The 14,529-nt window shown below is 70.1% G+C and carries 14 protein-coding genes; 8 read left to right on the forward strand and 6 right to left on the reverse strand.

The genetic code is table 11. The features are described 5' to 3' along the window. Positions 1-69 precede the first annotated feature (69 nt). Positions 70-2,067 (forward strand): CDP-alcohol phosphatidyltransferase, encoded by a 1,998-nt coding sequence (locus ACFY16_RS00695; protein ID WP_390644902.1) that lies wholly within the window; start codon positions 70-72, stop codon positions 2,065-2,067. A gap of 20 nt (positions 2,068-2,087) precedes the next feature. Here the strand turns inward: ACFY16_RS00695 and dusB are convergent, their stop codons facing one another. After that, positions 2,088-3,275 carry a tRNA dihydrouridine synthase DusB gene (gene dusB, locus ACFY16_RS00700; RefSeq protein ID WP_390644903.1) on the reverse strand — a complete coding sequence of 396 codons (1,188 nt, stop codon included), beginning with the start codon at positions 3,273-3,275 and terminating at the stop codon, positions 2,088-2,090. A 118-nt stretch (positions 3,276-3,393) separates the two neighbouring features. Here dusB and ACFY16_RS00705 point away from each other — a divergent pair, with 118 nt between their 5' ends. Further along, positions 3,394-4,845, forward strand: coding sequence for an MFS transporter (locus ACFY16_RS00705; RefSeq protein WP_390644904.1), 1,452 nt, complete (start codon positions 3,394-3,396; stop codon positions 4,843-4,845). Between the two features lie 159 nt (positions 4,846-5,004). On the opposite strand, the gene ACFY16_RS00710 is transcribed toward ACFY16_RS00705, so the two are convergent. Beyond that, positions 5,005-5,889, reverse strand: coding sequence for a helix-turn-helix transcriptional regulator (locus ACFY16_RS00710; protein WP_390644905.1), 885 nt, complete (start codon positions 5,887-5,889; stop codon positions 5,005-5,007). Between the two features lie 101 nt (positions 5,890-5,990). Here ACFY16_RS00710 and ACFY16_RS00715 point away from each other — a divergent pair, with 101 nt between their 5' ends. Then, complete coding sequence (locus ACFY16_RS00715) at positions 5,991-7,418, forward strand: MFS transporter (protein ID WP_390644906.1); 1,428 nt, start codon at positions 5,991-5,993, stop codon at positions 7,416-7,418. A gap of 137 nt (positions 7,419-7,555) precedes the next feature. After that, positions 7,556-7,771 (forward strand): hypothetical protein, encoded by a 216-nt coding sequence (locus ACFY16_RS00720; protein ID WP_390644907.1) that lies wholly within the window; start codon positions 7,556-7,558, stop codon positions 7,769-7,771. Positions 7,772-7,896: 125 nt separating this feature from the next. Here the strand turns inward: ACFY16_RS00720 and ACFY16_RS00725 are convergent, their stop codons facing one another. Continuing rightward, positions 7,897-8,145, reverse strand: a complete 249-nt coding sequence (locus tag ACFY16_RS00725; protein ID WP_390646115.1) for a hypothetical protein — start codon at positions 8,143-8,145, stop codon at positions 7,897-7,899. Between the two features lie 338 nt (positions 8,146-8,483). Next, positions 8,484-9,134, reverse strand: coding sequence for an FMN-dependent NADH-azoreductase (locus ACFY16_RS00730; protein WP_390644908.1), 651 nt, complete (start codon positions 9,132-9,134; stop codon positions 8,484-8,486). Positions 9,135-9,291: 157 nt separating this feature from the next. Here ACFY16_RS00730 and ACFY16_RS00735 point away from each other — a divergent pair, with 157 nt between their 5' ends. Continuing rightward, positions 9,292-9,960: a nitroreductase gene (locus ACFY16_RS00735; RefSeq protein WP_390644909.1), complete on the forward strand. Its 669-nt coding sequence runs from the start codon at positions 9,292-9,294 to the stop codon at positions 9,958-9,960. A gap of 41 nt (positions 9,961-10,001) precedes the next feature. Here ACFY16_RS00735 and ACFY16_RS00740 read toward each other — a convergent pair whose 3' ends face one another. Beyond that, a complete protein-coding gene (locus ACFY16_RS00740; RefSeq protein WP_390646061.1) occupies positions 10,002-10,478 on the reverse strand; it encodes an RrF2 family transcriptional regulator in 477 nt (158 codons plus the stop codon). A gap of 154 nt (positions 10,479-10,632) precedes the next feature. On the opposite strand from ACFY16_RS00740, the gene ACFY16_RS00745 reads away from it, so the two are divergent. Together ACFY16_RS00745 and ACFY16_RS00750 are read left to right on the forward strand one after the other, a co-directional pair. Then, a complete protein-coding gene (locus ACFY16_RS00745; RefSeq protein WP_390644910.1) occupies positions 10,633-11,361 on the forward strand; it encodes an SDR family oxidoreductase in 729 nt (242 codons plus the stop codon). Positions 11,362-11,670: 309 nt separating this feature from the next. Further along, a complete protein-coding gene (locus tag ACFY16_RS00750) occupies positions 11,671-11,931 on the forward strand; it encodes a hypothetical protein (RefSeq protein WP_390644911.1) in 261 nt (86 codons plus the stop codon). 59 nt (positions 11,932-11,990) lie between these two features. Here the strand turns inward: ACFY16_RS00750 and ACFY16_RS00755 are convergent, their stop codons facing one another. Next, complete coding sequence (locus ACFY16_RS00755; RefSeq protein ID WP_390644912.1) at positions 11,991-13,373, reverse strand: glycine--tRNA ligase; 1,383 nt, start codon at positions 13,371-13,373, stop codon at positions 11,991-11,993. 183 nt (positions 13,374-13,556) lie between these two features. Here ACFY16_RS00755 and ACFY16_RS00760 point away from each other — a divergent pair, with 183 nt between their 5' ends. Continuing rightward, positions 13,557-14,516: a metal ABC transporter substrate-binding protein gene (locus tag ACFY16_RS00760; protein ID WP_390644913.1), complete on the forward strand. Its 960-nt coding sequence runs from the start codon at positions 13,557-13,559 to the stop codon at positions 14,514-14,516. Positions 14,517-14,529 lie beyond the last annotated feature (13 nt).

Consider the following 14,529-nt stretch of genomic DNA (forward strand, 5'->3'; position numbering starts at 1 on the left):
CCCCAGCGAGGCCCGCCACTCCGTCACGCGCCCCGCACGGAAGGACCTCCGTTGCCCCAGCACACGAGCATGCGCCAGGAACCGGACACGGCAGGGGTTGCCGAGGGCGAGCTCCTGACCCCGGACGCCGACGAGGGGTCGCCCGGGGCGACGGAGAGGGCGGTCGTGGCGGAGGGCGAGCCCCGGGTCGCTGCCGAGGTCGCGGGAGAGCGAGAGGGTGAGGTTCGGGTCGGGGGTGAGGGCGAGGCTCGGGTCGCGGCCCAGGTCGAGGGCGAGGGCGAGGGCGAGGGCGAGGGTAAGGCTCAGGACCCAACCTCAGCGGACAGCCCCGACGACACCCCGGCCGACCAGCCCGACCCAACCTCAGCGGACGGCGATCGCCGCACCCGCCCCGGAATCCGGCGTGGCTGGCGTGGCTGGCGGGACAAGCACCCCTTCGTCTCCCGGGCGCTGTCCCTCACCACCACCCTCCTCGCAGTGCTCCTCGTCCACGTCTGCCTCCAGATGCCGAGCACGCTCGTGAATCTGAAGCCGGAAGAGTTCATGCGGCTCCCCGCGGAGGCGGTGATGCTCGCTGTCGTACTGCTCAGCCTGCCGCGTCGGCCGCGGCTGGTGGTGTCGGCGGTCGCCGGTGTGCTGCTCGGTGCCGTGGCCGTGCTGAACATGCTGGACATGGGGTACAACGACTACCTCGGCCGGCCCTTCAACATCATTCTCGACTGGGGCCTGCTCGACGACGCCCAGTCGTACCTGAAGGACTCGCTCGGCGGGCCGGTCACCCTCGCCCTCACGGTAGGTGTCATCGCCGCCGTCGTCCTCCTGCTCGCGCTGGTCGCGCTGGCCCTGGTCCGGCTGGGCAACCTGCTGGACCGGCACCGCGCCAGCGCGACCCGGGCAACGCTCCTCGTCGGCACCGTGTGGATCACCTGCACCGCGCTCGGCCTCCAGGTGGCGGGCGTCCCCGTCGCCTCGCAGCACGCGGCCGCCGTCGTCAAGTACCAGGCCCGGTCCGTGCGGGACACCCTCAGGGACGAGGCCGCGTTCGGCAAGGAAGCCAGGTACGACACCTTCGGCAACACCCCGGCCGACCAGCTCGTGCCCGACCTGCGCGGCAAGGACATGATCTTCACGTTCATCGAGAGCTACGGCCGCAGCGCGATCGAGGACCCGATCATGGCACCCGGCGTCGACAAGACGCTCGAAGCGAGCACCGAGGCACTGGAGACCGCGGGCTTCCACGCCAAGAGCGGCTGGCTGACCTCGGCGACCTACGGCGGCAGCAGCTGGCTCGGCCACTCCACCACCATGTCGGGCCTGTGGATCGACAACCAGCAGCGCTACCGGACCGTCATGTCCAGCGACCACCTCAGCCTCACCAAGGCCTTCCGGAAGACCGGCGACTGGGACACGGTCGGTGTCATGCCCGGTATCCAGAAGGGCTGGCCGGAGCAGAAGTACTACGGCCTCGACAAGGTCTACAACGCCTTCCAGATGGGCTACCAGGGCCCGAAGTTCAGCTGGTCCACCATGCCCGACCAGTACGCGCTGGAGGCGTTCCAGCAGCTGGAGCACGGCAAGAAGCGCGACAAGCCGCTGATGTCGGAGATCATCCTGACCTCCAGCCACCAGCCGTGGGGGCCCATCCCGAAGATGGTCGACTGGAACACCCTCGGCGACGGCTCGGTCTTCCAGGACATCGAGAAGGCGGGCAACAAGGCGGCCGACGTCATCGCCGACACCACCAAGTCCCGGCAGGAGTACGGCAAGTCGATCCAGTACTCGGTGACCGCCCTCACCCAGTGGCTGGAGCGCTACGGCACCGACGACACCGTCCTCGTCTTCCTCGGTGACCACCAGCCGATCTCCCGGGTCAGCGGCACCCACGCCAGCCGTGACGTCCCGATCTCGATCGTCGCCAAGGATCCGAAGGTCCTCGACAAGATCGCCGACTGGAACTGGACGGACGGACTCCGCCCGGCCCACAACGCGCCCGTCTGGAAGATGAGCTCGTTCCGCGACCGCTTCCTGACGGCGTACGGCTCGACCCCGCACCCCAGCGAGAACTGATCAGCCGCGGCGGTGCACGGTCAGCCCCCGGACGTGTCCAGCTCCGCGTCCTCGCCGATGCCCGCGCAGTCGTACGGGTCCTTCAGCCAGCCGTCCGGCAGCACCACACGGTTGTTGCCGGACGTACGACCGCGGGGCCCGTCGGCGCCGACGGGCCAGGGCTGGTCGAGGTCCAACTCGTCCAGCCCTGCCCGGAGCTCCTCCAGGGAGGAGGTGACGGCGAGGCGCTTGCGCATTTCGGAGCCGACCGCGAAACCCTTCAGGTACCAGGCCACGTGCTTGCGGAAGTCGATGACGCCGCGCGACTCGTCGCCGATCCACTCGCCGAGGAGGGTGGCGTGCCGGACCATGACGTCGGCGACCTCCCGGAGGACGGGCCGCATGATGTCCTGCTCACGCCCCTCGAACGCTGCCACCAGGTCCGCGAACAGCCACGGCCGGCCCAGGCACCCGCGCCCCACCACGACCCCGTCGCAGCCCGTCTCCCGCACCATCCGCAGCGCGTCCTGCGCCGACCAGATGTCGCCGTTGCCGAGCACCGGGATCTCCGGCACATGCTCCTTGAGTCGCGCGATCGCCTCCCAGTCGGCCGTACCGCCGTAGTGCTGCGCGGCCGTACGCCCGTGCAGCGCGATGGCCGTCACGCCCTCCTCGACGGCGATCCGGCCGGCGTCGAGGTAGGTGATGTGGTCGTCGTCGATGCCCTTGCGCATCTTCATGGTGACGGGGAGGTCCCCGGCGCCGCTGACGGCCTCGCGCAGGATCGACCGCAGCAGGTTGCGCTTGTAGGGGAGGGCGGACCCGCCGCCCTTCCTCGTCACCTTCGGGACCGGGCAGCCGAAGTTCAGGTCGATGTGGTCGGCGAGGTCCTCCTCCGCGATCATGCGGACGGCCTTGCCGACGGTGGCCGGGTCGACGCCGTACAGCTGGATCGAGCGCGGCTTCTCGGTCGCGTCGAATCGGATCAGCTGCATGGTCTTCTCGTTGCGTTCGACCAGCGCCCGGGTGGTGATCATCTCGCTCACGAACAGCCCCTTGCCGCCGCTGGCTCCATCCTTTGCTTCGCCTCCGGCGAAGGCTTCACCTTCGGCGAACTCCCTGCACAGGGTGCGGAAGGGCGCGTTGGTGATCCCAGCCATGGGGGCCAGCACGACGGGCGGCCGGACGGTGTGCGGGCCGATCTGCAAGGGGGATGCGGGCGTGGACATTCCCCCATTGTCCCGTACGCCGGCGGATACTCGGGCACCTGTTTGCGGCACCCCGGGCACTGATCATGCATTGACCATTAGTTAGCCGCACTATCGAAACGCGCGTACGATGGAAAGCATGTCCGAGCTCAGCCATCGCCGACGCCTGCTCGTGCTCGCGATCTGCTGTATGAGCCTGCTGATCGTGAGCCTCGACAACACCATCCTGAACGTCGCCCTGCCCGCCATGCAGCGCGACCTCCACGCGTCCACGTCGGGCCTGCAGTGGACCATCGACGCGTACACGCTGGTGCTGGCCGCGCTGCTGATGCTCGCGGGCTCCACGGCCGACCGGATCGGCCGCAAGAAGATCTTCATGGCGGGCCTGATCGCCTTCTCGGTCGGCTCGCTGCTGTGCTCCCTCGCCCCGAATCTGGAGTCGCTCGTCGCGTTCCGCATGGTGCAGGCGGTCGGCGGCTCGATGCTCAACCCGGTCGCCATGTCGATCATCACCAACACCTTCACGGACCCGCGCGAGCGCGCCCGCGCGATCGGCGCCTGGGGCGCGGTCGTCGGCATCTCCATGGCGGCCGGCCCACTGGTGGGCGGACTGCTGGTGGAGTCGGTCGGCTGGCGCTCGATCTTCTGGGTCAACCTGCCGGTCGGGCTCGCGGCCCTCGTCCTGACCCTCCGCTACGTCCCCGAGTCCCGCGCGCCGAAGGCCCGCCGCCCCGACCCCGTCGGCCAGCTGCTGGTGATCGTGCTGTTCGGCGCCCTGACGTACGCGATCATCGAGGCGCCGAATGCGGGCCTCGCCTCGATCCTCCCCCTCGCGGCGCTGGCCGTCGCGGCCCTGGCCGGGCTGCTGTGGTACGAGCCTCGGCGCACCGAACCCCTCATCGACCTGCGCTTCTTCCGTTCGGCGCCGTTCAGCGGGGCGACGGTCGTCGCGATCAGCGCGTTCGCCGCGCTCGGCGGGTTCCTGTTCCTGTCGACCCTGTACCTCCAGAACGTACGCGGCCTCGACGCCCTGCACGCGGGCCTGTGGATGTTGCCGATGGCGGTCCCGACGTTCCTGTGCGCGCCGCTGTCCGGACGGCTGGTGGGCAGCCGGGGTCCGCGGCTTCCGCTGCTGGTCGCCGGTCTCGCGATGACGGCGAGCGGGGTGTTGTTCGCGGCCTTCGAGGCGGAGACCTCGAACGTCACGCTGTTCGTCGGGTACGTCCTGTTCGGCATCGGCTTCGGCTTCGTGAACGCGCCCATCACCAACACGGCGGTGTCCGGCATGCCGCGCAGCCAGGCCGGTGTCGCGGCGGCCGTCGCCTCCACCAGCCGGCAGCTCGGGCAGACGCTCGGCGTCGCGGTGGTCGGGGCGGTGCTGGCGTCCGGCGTGGGGGCGTCGTCGTACGCGGACACGTTCGTGTCGGCGGCGCGGCCCGGGTGGTGGATTCTCGCGGGGTGCGGCTTCGCCGTGCTGGTGCTGGGCGCGGTGAGCAGCGGGCGTTGGGCGCGCAGGACTGCCGAGCGGACGGCTGAGCAGTTGGAGTCGGCCGAGGTGAGGGAGGCCGTGGGGGCTGCCGCTCGTCCGTGAGTGCCCCTGGCACGCCTGTCGCTCCTGAGTACCCCTGGCACGCCTGCCGTCCGTGATTGCCCCCGGCGCTCCTGCCGCCCATAAGTACCCCTGGCGCGCCTGTGCCGCCCGTGAGTACCCCCGGCGCGCCTGCCGCCCGCGATTTGCCCCTGACGCCCCTCAGGTGCCGGCCTTCTCCAGCGCGATCGCGTGCAGCTTCTCCAGCCTCGTCCTCGACTCCTCGTCCGCCGGCGTGTACGTCACCAGGCGCGGGCCCGCCTCGGGGCCCAGCCACAGGTCGGTGTGGTCGACGGCGATACGGCCGACGTGGCGGTTGCGGAACTCCTTGCGGCGGGTCCGCGCGGCGAGCACCTCGTGCCGGTCCCAGACGTCGCAGAACTCGGGGGACTCCGCGCGCAGCCGCTTGAGCAGCATCTTCCAACCGGGCTCGGCGAGATGGCCGGCCATCGCGGCCCGGAAGCGGGCGGCCATGAGCCGGTGGGTCTCCTCCAGGTGCACGATCGACGCACGCCACTCCTCGTGCGTGTAGCAGAGGATCATGCAGTTGCGGTCCTCGGGCGGCACCGCGTCCAGGTCGCAGAGCAGCAGCCCGTACGTGCGGTTGTAGGCGAGGATGTCGTAGCGGCTGTTCTGGAGGCAGGCGGGGAAGGGCTCGACCTGTTCCAGGATCGCCCGCAGGGCCGGGGTGACCGACGGGCAGACATGGGCCGGAGTCGGATCGACGGCCCCCGCGAGCTGGAAGAGGTGGGCACGCTCGCTCGGGTCGAACATCAGGGTGCGGGCCAGGGCGTCGAGCACCTGCACGGAGACCTGGATGTCACGGGCCTGCTCCAGCCACGTGTACCAGGTGACGCCGACCGCGGAGAGCTGGGCGACCTCCTCCCGCCGCAGGCCGGGGGTGCGGCGGCGACCGCCGCGCGGCAGCCCCACCTGCTCCGGCGCGATGCGCTCGCGTCGGCTGCGCAGGAACGCGGCCAACTCGTGCCGCCGGATCTCCGCGCCGCGCGCCCGCGGGGCGGTCGTCTCCTGGGCCATGGTCGTCATGCGTCCAGCATGACGCCACCCGGACCCTGTTTCCAGGTAGTCCTGCTACCAGGACAAGGAGACTCTGGTACCAGCCTGACGGTCGGCGCAGGCTCGGGACCGTGACCGAAACCATCGCTTCGCCCGCCGTCCGGTCCCCCTCGGCGCCACCCGCGCTCGGCGGCCCCGGACTCTTCACCGTGCTGCTCGCGGCCGCGCTGCCGCTCATCGACTTCTTCATCGTCAACGTCGCCCTGCCCAGCATGGGCGCCGACCTCTCCGCGAGCGAGTCCGTCCTCGAACTCGTCGTCTCCGGGTACGGACTCGCGTACGCCGTCCTGCTCGTCCTCGGCGGCCGGCTCGGCGACCTGTTCGGCCGCCGTCGGCTCTTCCTGGGCGGCATGGCGGCCTTCGGCCTGACCTCCCTGGCGTGCGGGCTGGCCCCGAACGCCTGGACCCTGGTCGCGGCCCGGGTCGCGCAGGGCGCGGCGTCCGCCGCGATGCTCCCGCAGGTGCTCGCCACCATCCAGGCGACGACCTCGGGACGGCGCCGCGCGAAGGCGATGGGCCTGTACGGCGCGACGGCCGGCCTGTCCATGGTGGCCGGGCAGATCCTCGGCGGGATCCTGGTCGCCGCGGACGTCGCGGGTACCGGCTGGCGCTCGGTGTTCCTGGTGAACGTGCCCGTGGTGGTCGTCGGCCTGGTGCTGGCCGCCCGGACCGTGCCGGAGACCCGTTCCCAGCGCCCGGAGCCGGTGGACGGCCCCGGCACCGTACTGCTCGCCTTGTCGCTGCTGACGCTGCTCGTCCCGCTGACCGAGGGCCGGGCGGCGGGCTGGCCGCTGTGGACGTGGCTGTCGCTGGCGGCGTTCCCGTTCGTGGCGGCGGCGTTCTACGCGGTGGAGCGTCGGGCGGACCGGCAGGGCCGTACGCCGCTGGTGCCGCCGAGCCTGTTCGCGTTGGTGTCGCTGCGCCGCGGGCTGGTGCTCATCCTGCCGTTCTCCATCGGTTTCAGCGGCTTCATGTTCGTGATCGCGGTGGCGCTCCAGCGGGGTGCGGGCCTGGGCCCGGTCCCTGCGGGCCTGGCGCTGGCCCCCATGGCCGCCGTGTTCTTCTGCGTATCCCTCGCCGGACCGCGCCTGGTCACCCGGTACGGCACGCGTGTCGTGCCCGCCGGCGCCGTGATCCAGGGGCTGGGCGTGGGCCTGATGGCTCTGGCCGCCTGGCGCTCCTGGCCGGACCTGGGCTTCGTCGAACTGCTCCCCGGGGCGGCGATCGCGGGCGCCGGTCAGGCACTCCAACTCCCCGTGATCTTCCGGACGGTCCTTTCCGAGGTACCGACCGCCCGGGCCGGGGTCGGCAGCGGCGTCATGATCACCACCCAGCAGTCGGCGCTCGCGCTGGGCGTGGCCACGCTCGGCACTCTCTTCCTGTCCCTGGTCCCGGGCCTGGGCATGCGCGACGCCCTGGTCACGACGCTGCTGGTCCAGCTCGCCGGGGTGGTGCTGACGGGGCTGCTCGGCCTGCGGCTGCCACGGACGATCGGCTGAACCGGGGTCGGGTGCGGCGGCTCGGGGGCCAGGGCACGGCTTGGCCAACTCGCCGCGAAGAACCCACTGTTGATGTTGGTCTTGCTGCACACTCCTTGCTGGCCGAGGTTTGCCCGGACGTGACCGCTGGAGGCGTCATGCCGATCAACACGAGCAAGGTGACCCGCTGGGACCAGCACGGACGCGAGCACGTGGTCAGGGTGCAGCGCTCGGGCGTACAGCGCACGATCAGATGCGAGACGTGCGGCTGGCGGCAGGCGGCGCAGTTCCTGCCCTGGCTGAAGGCACAGGAGCACCTCGCCGAGGCCCACCAGGCCACGGTGGATCCGTCGGAGGCGCAGGCGTCGCGATGACTTCCCGGAGCCCGGGGGGGGCATCTCCGTACGACGCTCCCGCACCTACCGGAAGGACGTCTCCCCCCTCGCCCCGTGGAACGTCCCCGGCCACTACGGCTGGGTCGGCGGCACCGGAACGACGGTCACGGTCGCGCCCCTGCGGTGCACGGCGGGGCTAGGCCCGCGACCCCTGAAGCCCCTAGCCCCTGAAGCAGCAGATCCACCAGCGCCGTGAAGTCGTCCTCGGCGTCCGCGGCCAGCGAGCCGAGGAACACCCCCGCCTCGGCCAGCACCGCCGCATCCGACCCCGACACCCGCAGCCGGGCCCGGATGGCCACCCCCGCGGGGCCGGGCACCAGGAAGGGCGCGGCCACCTCCCGCAGCCCGCCCATCCCGTCACCCCCGCCCAGCGCCGCACCATCCCGTCACCCCGCCCAACGAGCCCCGCCCGCAAAGGTCACGCATTCGACGGACGCACTCCCGTTCCCATCGACCGGAAACCGTCCGCACGCCCGGCTGCCGAAGCCGACGCTCGCCCCTGCTCGCGAAGGCACACTCGTGCACGCTCAGGTGACAACGGTTCCGAACCCCCCGGACCGGCCGCCCCCCAGCGCCGGGCCACCGGCCCCAGGGACAGAGCACCACCGTCACCGCCGGAAGGGGCGCAGACGGCGAGGACGCCGTGTGACGTCCTGGGGCGAGGCATCACACGGCGTCCATGGCCCAGGAGTTACGCGGCGAGGCGCTCCGCGAGTTCCTTGGCCTTGGTGGTCGCGTCCTCGAAGGCGCGCTCGCGGGAGGCCTCGTAGAGGGGGACCAGTTCGGACATGGCCGGGTTGCGGGGGGCCATGGTGAGTTCCGGGACGATGAAGTCGAGGTCCAGGCCGAGGGTGCCCTTGAGGACGGCCTCCAGGTAGTTCTGTACGAACTCATAACCCTCGCGCGGGGTGCCCGGCGCGTAGGAGCCGCCGCGGCTGGCGACGACGACGACCGGGGTGCCCTGGGCGGAGGGGGTCTCGCCCGCGGTGCGGCCGAGCAGGAGCACGTTGTCCAGCCACGCCTTGAGGGTCGACGGGATCGAGAAGTTGTGCATGGGGGCGCCGATCAGGACGGCATCCGCCTGCTCCAGCTCCTCGATGAGCTTCACGCGCTCGGCGAACGCGGCCGACTGCTCCGGGGTGCGCTCGGACGGGGCGGTGAAACCGCCGGTCCAGGCGGTGGCGGTGATGTGCGGGACGGGGTCGGCGGCGAGGTCGCGGTAGATCACCGTGCCCTCCGGGTGCTGCTCCTCCCAGGCCTCGCGGAAGGCATCCGCGACCGAACGGGACGAGGACGCCTCGCCGGGGAGTACGGACGAGTCGATGTGCAGCAGCGTGACCATGGGTTTTTCTCCAAAGAGCGGTGCCGAAGAGTGCCCGAGGCGGGGAGCCGGGGGCCGGGATTCATACTCAAGGAATAGTTTCACTCAAGACAGTATTGAATGATACCGTCGGGAGTGTAACGGAGGGGGGTGTTGAGCAGATGGGAGTCAGGCGATCATGGACGTCTACGAGGCGGTCACGAGCCGACGGGCGGTGCGAGGATTCACCGACCGGCGGGTCCCGAGGGAGACGCTGGAGCGCGTCCTGTCCACCGCGGCCTGGGCGCCCTCCGCGTCGAACCTCCAGCCGTGGCACGTCTACGTTCTGACCGGCACGCCGCTGGCCGAGCTCAAGAAGCGCGCCGGCGAGCGCCTGGCCGCGGGCGACTCCTGGGACGAGCCGGAGTACGAGCAGTACCCGTCCGCACTGAAGTCCCCGTACCTCGAGCGCCGGTCCGCCTTCGGCCGGCAGCGCTACGGCGCACTCGGTATCGCGCGCGAGGACATAGAGGCGCGCCAGAGGGCCGCTTCCGCGAACTGGGACTGCTTCGGCGCACCCGCCGCCCTGTTCTGCTACATCGACCGCGACCTGGGCTCACCCCAATGGTCCGACGTCGGCATGTACCTGCAGACCGTCATGCTGCTGCTCCGCGCCGAAGGGCTGCACAGCTGCACGCAGATGGCGTGGGCGAAGTTTCACAAGACCGTCGCGGAGGTCCTGTCACCCCCGGACGAGCTGATCCTCTTCTGCGGCATGTCGATCGGGTTCGAGGACGTCACGGTGGGTGACGCCCGTACGGGCCGCGCGCCGCTCGACGAGACGGTCACGTTCGTCGACGGTCGGTGACACCGCCCGCGACAAGCAGGTGTTGCCGTACGTCCGGGGCCTCAGGCTTCCGGCGCGGTCAGCCACGCGCCGATGCGCGCCATCGCGGGAGGGCCGGAGGCAGAGGCGACGTCCTGAACCAGATCGGCGATCGAGACGGCGCGCAGCGCCTCTCGCCAGGCCGCGTCCGCCCCGGTCATCGCACGGGCGATCGGGCACGGCGCGGTGCATGATTCGGCCGGGGTGGCCAGCGGGCCCCGCTGGCGGATCTCCGTGCAGGTGAACGCCTGGCCGGGGCCGTCGACCGCCTCGACCACGTCGAGCACCGTGATCGAGGCGGGTTCCCGGGTGAGTACATAGCCGCCCGCCTTGCCCTGGACCGAGCGCACGAGCCCGGCCCGGGAGAGCGCCTGCAGCTGTTTGGCCAGGTAGCTCGCCGAGACGTCGTGCAGTTCCGCCAGCTTGGTCGCGGGGACAGGCTCCTCGACCGACGTGAGCACGACGCAGCAATGCAGGGCCCACTCGACTCCGCCGGACATCTTCACTCGGCCACTCTAATCGGGCGCTTGACTCGGACAACTTATGTCCGTGTATATTCTCGGACAGAATGTGTCCGAGTTTGGTCATGCCGCGCCCACATTGGGGCATATGTGCCATATTGCGGACACGCCCTCGAAGAAAGGCAGGCATGTCATGAAGATCGCAGTCATCGGCGGTACCGGGCTGATCGGATCGCAGGTCGTCAACAATCTGAACGCCGCCGGGTACGAGGCGGTACCGCACTCGCTGTCCACCGGAGTCGACATCATCAGCGGGCAGGGTCTGGACGAGGCGGTGGCGGGAGCCGACGTCGTCGTCAACCTGACGAACTCCCCGACCTTCGACGAAGCCTCCCCGGCCTTCTTCCAGACCTCGATGGACAACCTCCTGGCCGCGGCCCAGAAGGGCGGCGTCGGCCACTTCGTCATCCTCTCGATCGTCGGCACGGACCGGGTGCCGGAGCTGGACTACTACAAGGCCAAGACGCTCCAGGAGAACATCCTCAAGGCCGGACCGATCCCCTACTCGATCGTCCGCGCGACACAGTTCATGGAGTTCATGGACGCCGTCCTGTCCTGGACCACCGAGGGTGGCACCGTCCGGTTGCCCGCCATGCCGATCCAGCCGATCGCCGCCAAGGACGTGGCCGCCGCGGTGGCGGAGGTCGCCGCGGGCGCCCCGCTCAACGGCACGCGCAACATCGGCGGCCCCGATATCTTCTCCCTGGACGAGCTGGGCCGGATCACCGTGTCCCACAAGGGCGACAACCGCACCGTCGTCACCGACCCCACCGCCGGCATGTTCGGCGTCGTCAAGGGTGACGTCCTCACCGACAAGGACGCCCACCTCGCCCCCACCCACTACACCGACTGGCTCTCCTGACCCCCTCGCGCCCGCCCTCTCAGGCGCGCGCGGACCGCAGAGAGCCGAACCCCGGCCCGTCGTGCGTGATGACAAGAACCCGGCACGACGGGCCGGAGGCGCCGGCCCTGGAATGTCGCTTCTGGCCCCCGTCCGCCGCCGACCTCGCCCCCAGCGCCACGAACGACCCCGCGAAGCTCCGCCGCAGCCACGTCATCGAGGACCCGACGAAGGCACGCATCGCCGAGCTCATCAAGAAGCACCGGGCCTACGCGGTGGACCCCGAGGCCCCCGCCGATCTTCATCAACCAGACCCGCGGTGGCAGCGGCATGCTCTTCAAGACGGTCGGGCGGCCGGGCGACGCGGACTTCCGCGTCAATGTCTTCGCCAAGGGCCGTGCGAAGTGGGCCGGTTGGGCGGAGCTCGTACGGGACGACCTCGACTGGGACGCGGTGAAGAACACCGGCCGGGTGGTCGCCGAGGTCGACGCCGACATCCTGCTCACCGTCGAGGCCGAGGACCGGCTCACCCTGGACCGCTTCAACCGGCATGTCCTGGGCGGGTTGTTGGGGAAGCGGCCGTACCCGTAGACACGGCGGTGCCGGACCCCTGTGGAGGGGCCCGGCACCGAGTGACCGTGGGAGAGGCGTCAGCAGCCGATCAGGCGGCTCGCCAGGTACCCCTCGATCTGGTCCAGCGACACGCGCTCCTGCTTCATCGAGTCGCGCTCACGCACCGTCACCGCGTTGTCGTCCAGCGTGTCGAAGTCGACCGTCACACAGTACGGGGTGCCGATCTCGTCCTGACGGCGGTAGCGGCGGCCGATGGCGCCGGCGTCGTCGAAGTCGATGTTCCAGTGCTGGCGCAGGGCCTGGGCGAGGCCCTTGGCCTTCGGGGACAGCTCCGGGTTGCGGGAGAGGGGCAGGACCGCGACCTTGACCGGGGCCAGGCGGTGGTCCAGGCGCAGCACCGTACGCTTCTCCAGCTTGCCCTTGGCGTTCGGGGCCTCGTCCTCGATGTAGGCGTCGAGGAGGAAGGCGAGCATCGCGCGACCCACACCGGCGGCCGGCTCGATGACGTACGGGGTCCAGCGCTCGCCCGCCTCCTGGTCGAAGTAGGAGAGGTCCTGACCGGAGGCCTTGGAGTGGGCGCCCAGGTCGTAGTCCGTGCGGTTGGCGACGCCCTCGAGCTCACCCCACTCGTTGCCGCCGAACTGGAAGCGGTACTCGATGTCGGCGGTGCGCTTGGAGTAGTGGGAGAGCTTCTCCGCCGGGTGCTCGTACCAGCGCATGTTCTCCTCGCGCAGGCCCAGGCCGGTGTACCAGTTCCAGCGCTGCTCCATCCAGTACTCCTGCCACTTCTCGTCCTCGCCCGGCTTGACGAAGAACTCCATCTCCATCTGCTCGAACTCGCGGGTACGGAAGATGAAGTTGCCGGGCGTGATCTCGTTGCGGAAGGACTTGCCCATCTGCGCGATGCCGAACGGCGGCTTGCGGCGCGAGGTGGTCTGCACCTGGGCGAAGTTGGTGAAGATGCCCTGGGCGGTCTCGGGGCGCAGGTAGGCGACGGAGCCGCTGTCCTGGGTCGGGCCGAGGTGGGTGGAGAGGAGGCCCGAGAACTGCTTGGGCTCGGTGAACTGACCCTTGTTGCCACAGTTGGGGCAGTTCACGTCCGCCAGGCCGTTCTCCGGCAGGCGCTTGTGCTTGGCCTCGTAGGCCTCTTCCAGGTGGTCCGCGCGGAACCGCTTGTGGCACGAGGTGCACTCGGTCAGCGGGTCCGTGAAGGTGGCGACGTGGCCGGAGGCGACCCAGACCTCGGGGGCCAGGATCACGGACGAGTCGATACCGACCACGTCCTCGCGCGACGTCACCATATAGCGCCACCACTGGCGCTTCAGGTTCTCCTTGAGCTCGACACCCAGCGGTCCGTAGTCCCAGGCGGCGCGCTGGCCGCCGTAGATCTCACTACAAGGGAATACGAAGCCACGGCGCTTGCTCAGGCTGACGATGGTGTCGATCTTGTCGGCGGCCACGGTGCTCTCTTCATAACGACGACGGGCGACGAAGCGAGATGCTTCCAGCGAATGCTTCAGGGTACCGGCGGGGGCTCCCCCTCAATCAAATCGGGCCGGGCTCCGGGGGTCGTCAGAGGCTCACCGGGCCCTTACCCGAGCCCTTGTTGACAACGGTTTCCATATTTGTTGAAAATGACTGTCATGAACGTACGACGACAGTACATATCCGGGGTCGCGGTCGCGGCGGCCACCGCCCTCGGGCTCGGAGCCCTCTCCGCCTGCTCGACCGACAGCGCGGCCGCGGGCAACACGGACAAATTCGACGTCGTCGCGTCGTTCTACCCGATGGCCTTCCTCGCCGAACGGATCGGCGGGAGCAATGTGCACGTCACCAGCCTCACCAAGCCTGGCCAGGAGCCGCACGACCTCGAGATCAGCGCCCGGCAGCGGGTGCAGCTCGAGGAGTCCGACGCGGTGCTCTACCTCAAGAACCTCCAGCCCACCATCGACGACGCCGTCAGCCAGTCCGAGGTGAAGACGAAGATCGACGCCGCCTCCCTGACCACGCTGGAGCAGCACGGCAACGAGGTCGGCGGCCACGCGGCCGAGCACGACACCCACGAGGGCGAGGAGTCCGGCGGCAAAGACCCCCACATCTGGCTCGACCCGGTGAAGTACGCCGAGGTCGCCAAGGGCGTCGGGGCGGCCTTCGAGAAGGCGGACCCGGACCACGCGGCCGACTACAGGAAGAACACCGCGGCCCTGGTCGCCGAGCTCGGCGAGCTCGACACCCGGTTCAAGGAGGGCCTGGCGAACACCGACTCCAAGGTCTTCGTCACCACGCACGCCGCCTTCGGCTACCTCGCCGAGCGCTACGGCCTCACCGAGGAGGCCATCAACGGCCTCGACCCCGAGTCGGAGCCGAGCGCGAACCGCGTGAAGGAGCTTGAGAAGATGACGAAGGCCGACGGCGTCACGACCGTGTTCTACGAGACGCTCGTCAGCGGCAAGACCGCCGAGACGGTCGCCGAGGACGCGGGCCTGAAGACGGACGTCCTCGACCCGATCGAGGGCATCACGGACAAGTCCCGGGGCACCGACTACTTCTCGGTCCAGGAAGCGAACCTCAAGGCGCTGCAGACCGCCCTGGGCGCCAAGTGATCTCCAAGGAGGA

This window comes from Streptomyces sp. NPDC001315, from assembly GCF_042896175.1.
Taxonomy (GTDB): domain Bacteria; phylum Actinomycetota; class Actinomycetes; order Streptomycetales; family Streptomycetaceae; genus Streptomyces.

Coding starts and splice junctions, on each gene's coding strand:
- ACFY16_RS00695 (WP_390644902.1), top strand. CDS start 70: ATGCGCCAGGAACCGGACACGGCAGGGGTTGCCGAGGGCGAGCTCCTG.
- dusB (WP_390644903.1), bottom strand. CDS start 3,275: ATGTCCACGCCCGCATCCCCCTTGCAGATCGGCCCGCACACCGTCCGG.
- ACFY16_RS00705 (WP_390644904.1), top strand. CDS start 3,394: ATGTCCGAGCTCAGCCATCGCCGACGCCTGCTCGTGCTCGCGATCTGC.
- ACFY16_RS00710 (WP_390644905.1), bottom strand. CDS start 5,889: ATGACGACCATGGCCCAGGAGACGACCGCCCCGCGGGCGCGCGGCGCG.
- ACFY16_RS00720 (WP_390644907.1), top strand. CDS start 7,556: ATGCCGATCAACACGAGCAAGGTGACCCGCTGGGACCAGCACGGACGC.
- ACFY16_RS00725 (WP_390646115.1), bottom strand. CDS start 8,145: ATGGGCGGGCTGCGGGAGGTGGCCGCGCCCTTCCTGGTGCCCGGCCCC.
- ACFY16_RS00730 (WP_390644908.1), bottom strand. CDS start 9,134: ATGGTCACGCTGCTGCACATCGACTCGTCCGTACTCCCCGGCGAGGCG.
- ACFY16_RS00735 (WP_390644909.1), top strand. CDS start 9,292: ATGGACGTCTACGAGGCGGTCACGAGCCGACGGGCGGTGCGAGGATTC.
- ACFY16_RS00740 (WP_390646061.1), bottom strand. CDS start 10,478: ATGTCCGGCGGAGTCGAGTGGGCCCTGCATTGCTGCGTCGTGCTCACG.
- ACFY16_RS00745 (WP_390644910.1), top strand. CDS start 10,633: ATGAAGATCGCAGTCATCGGCGGTACCGGGCTGATCGGATCGCAGGTC.
- ACFY16_RS00750 (WP_390644911.1), top strand. CDS start 11,671: ATGCTCTTCAAGACGGTCGGGCGGCCGGGCGACGCGGACTTCCGCGTC.
- ACFY16_RS00760 (WP_390644913.1), top strand. CDS start 13,557: ATGAACGTACGACGACAGTACATATCCGGGGTCGCGGTCGCGGCGGCC.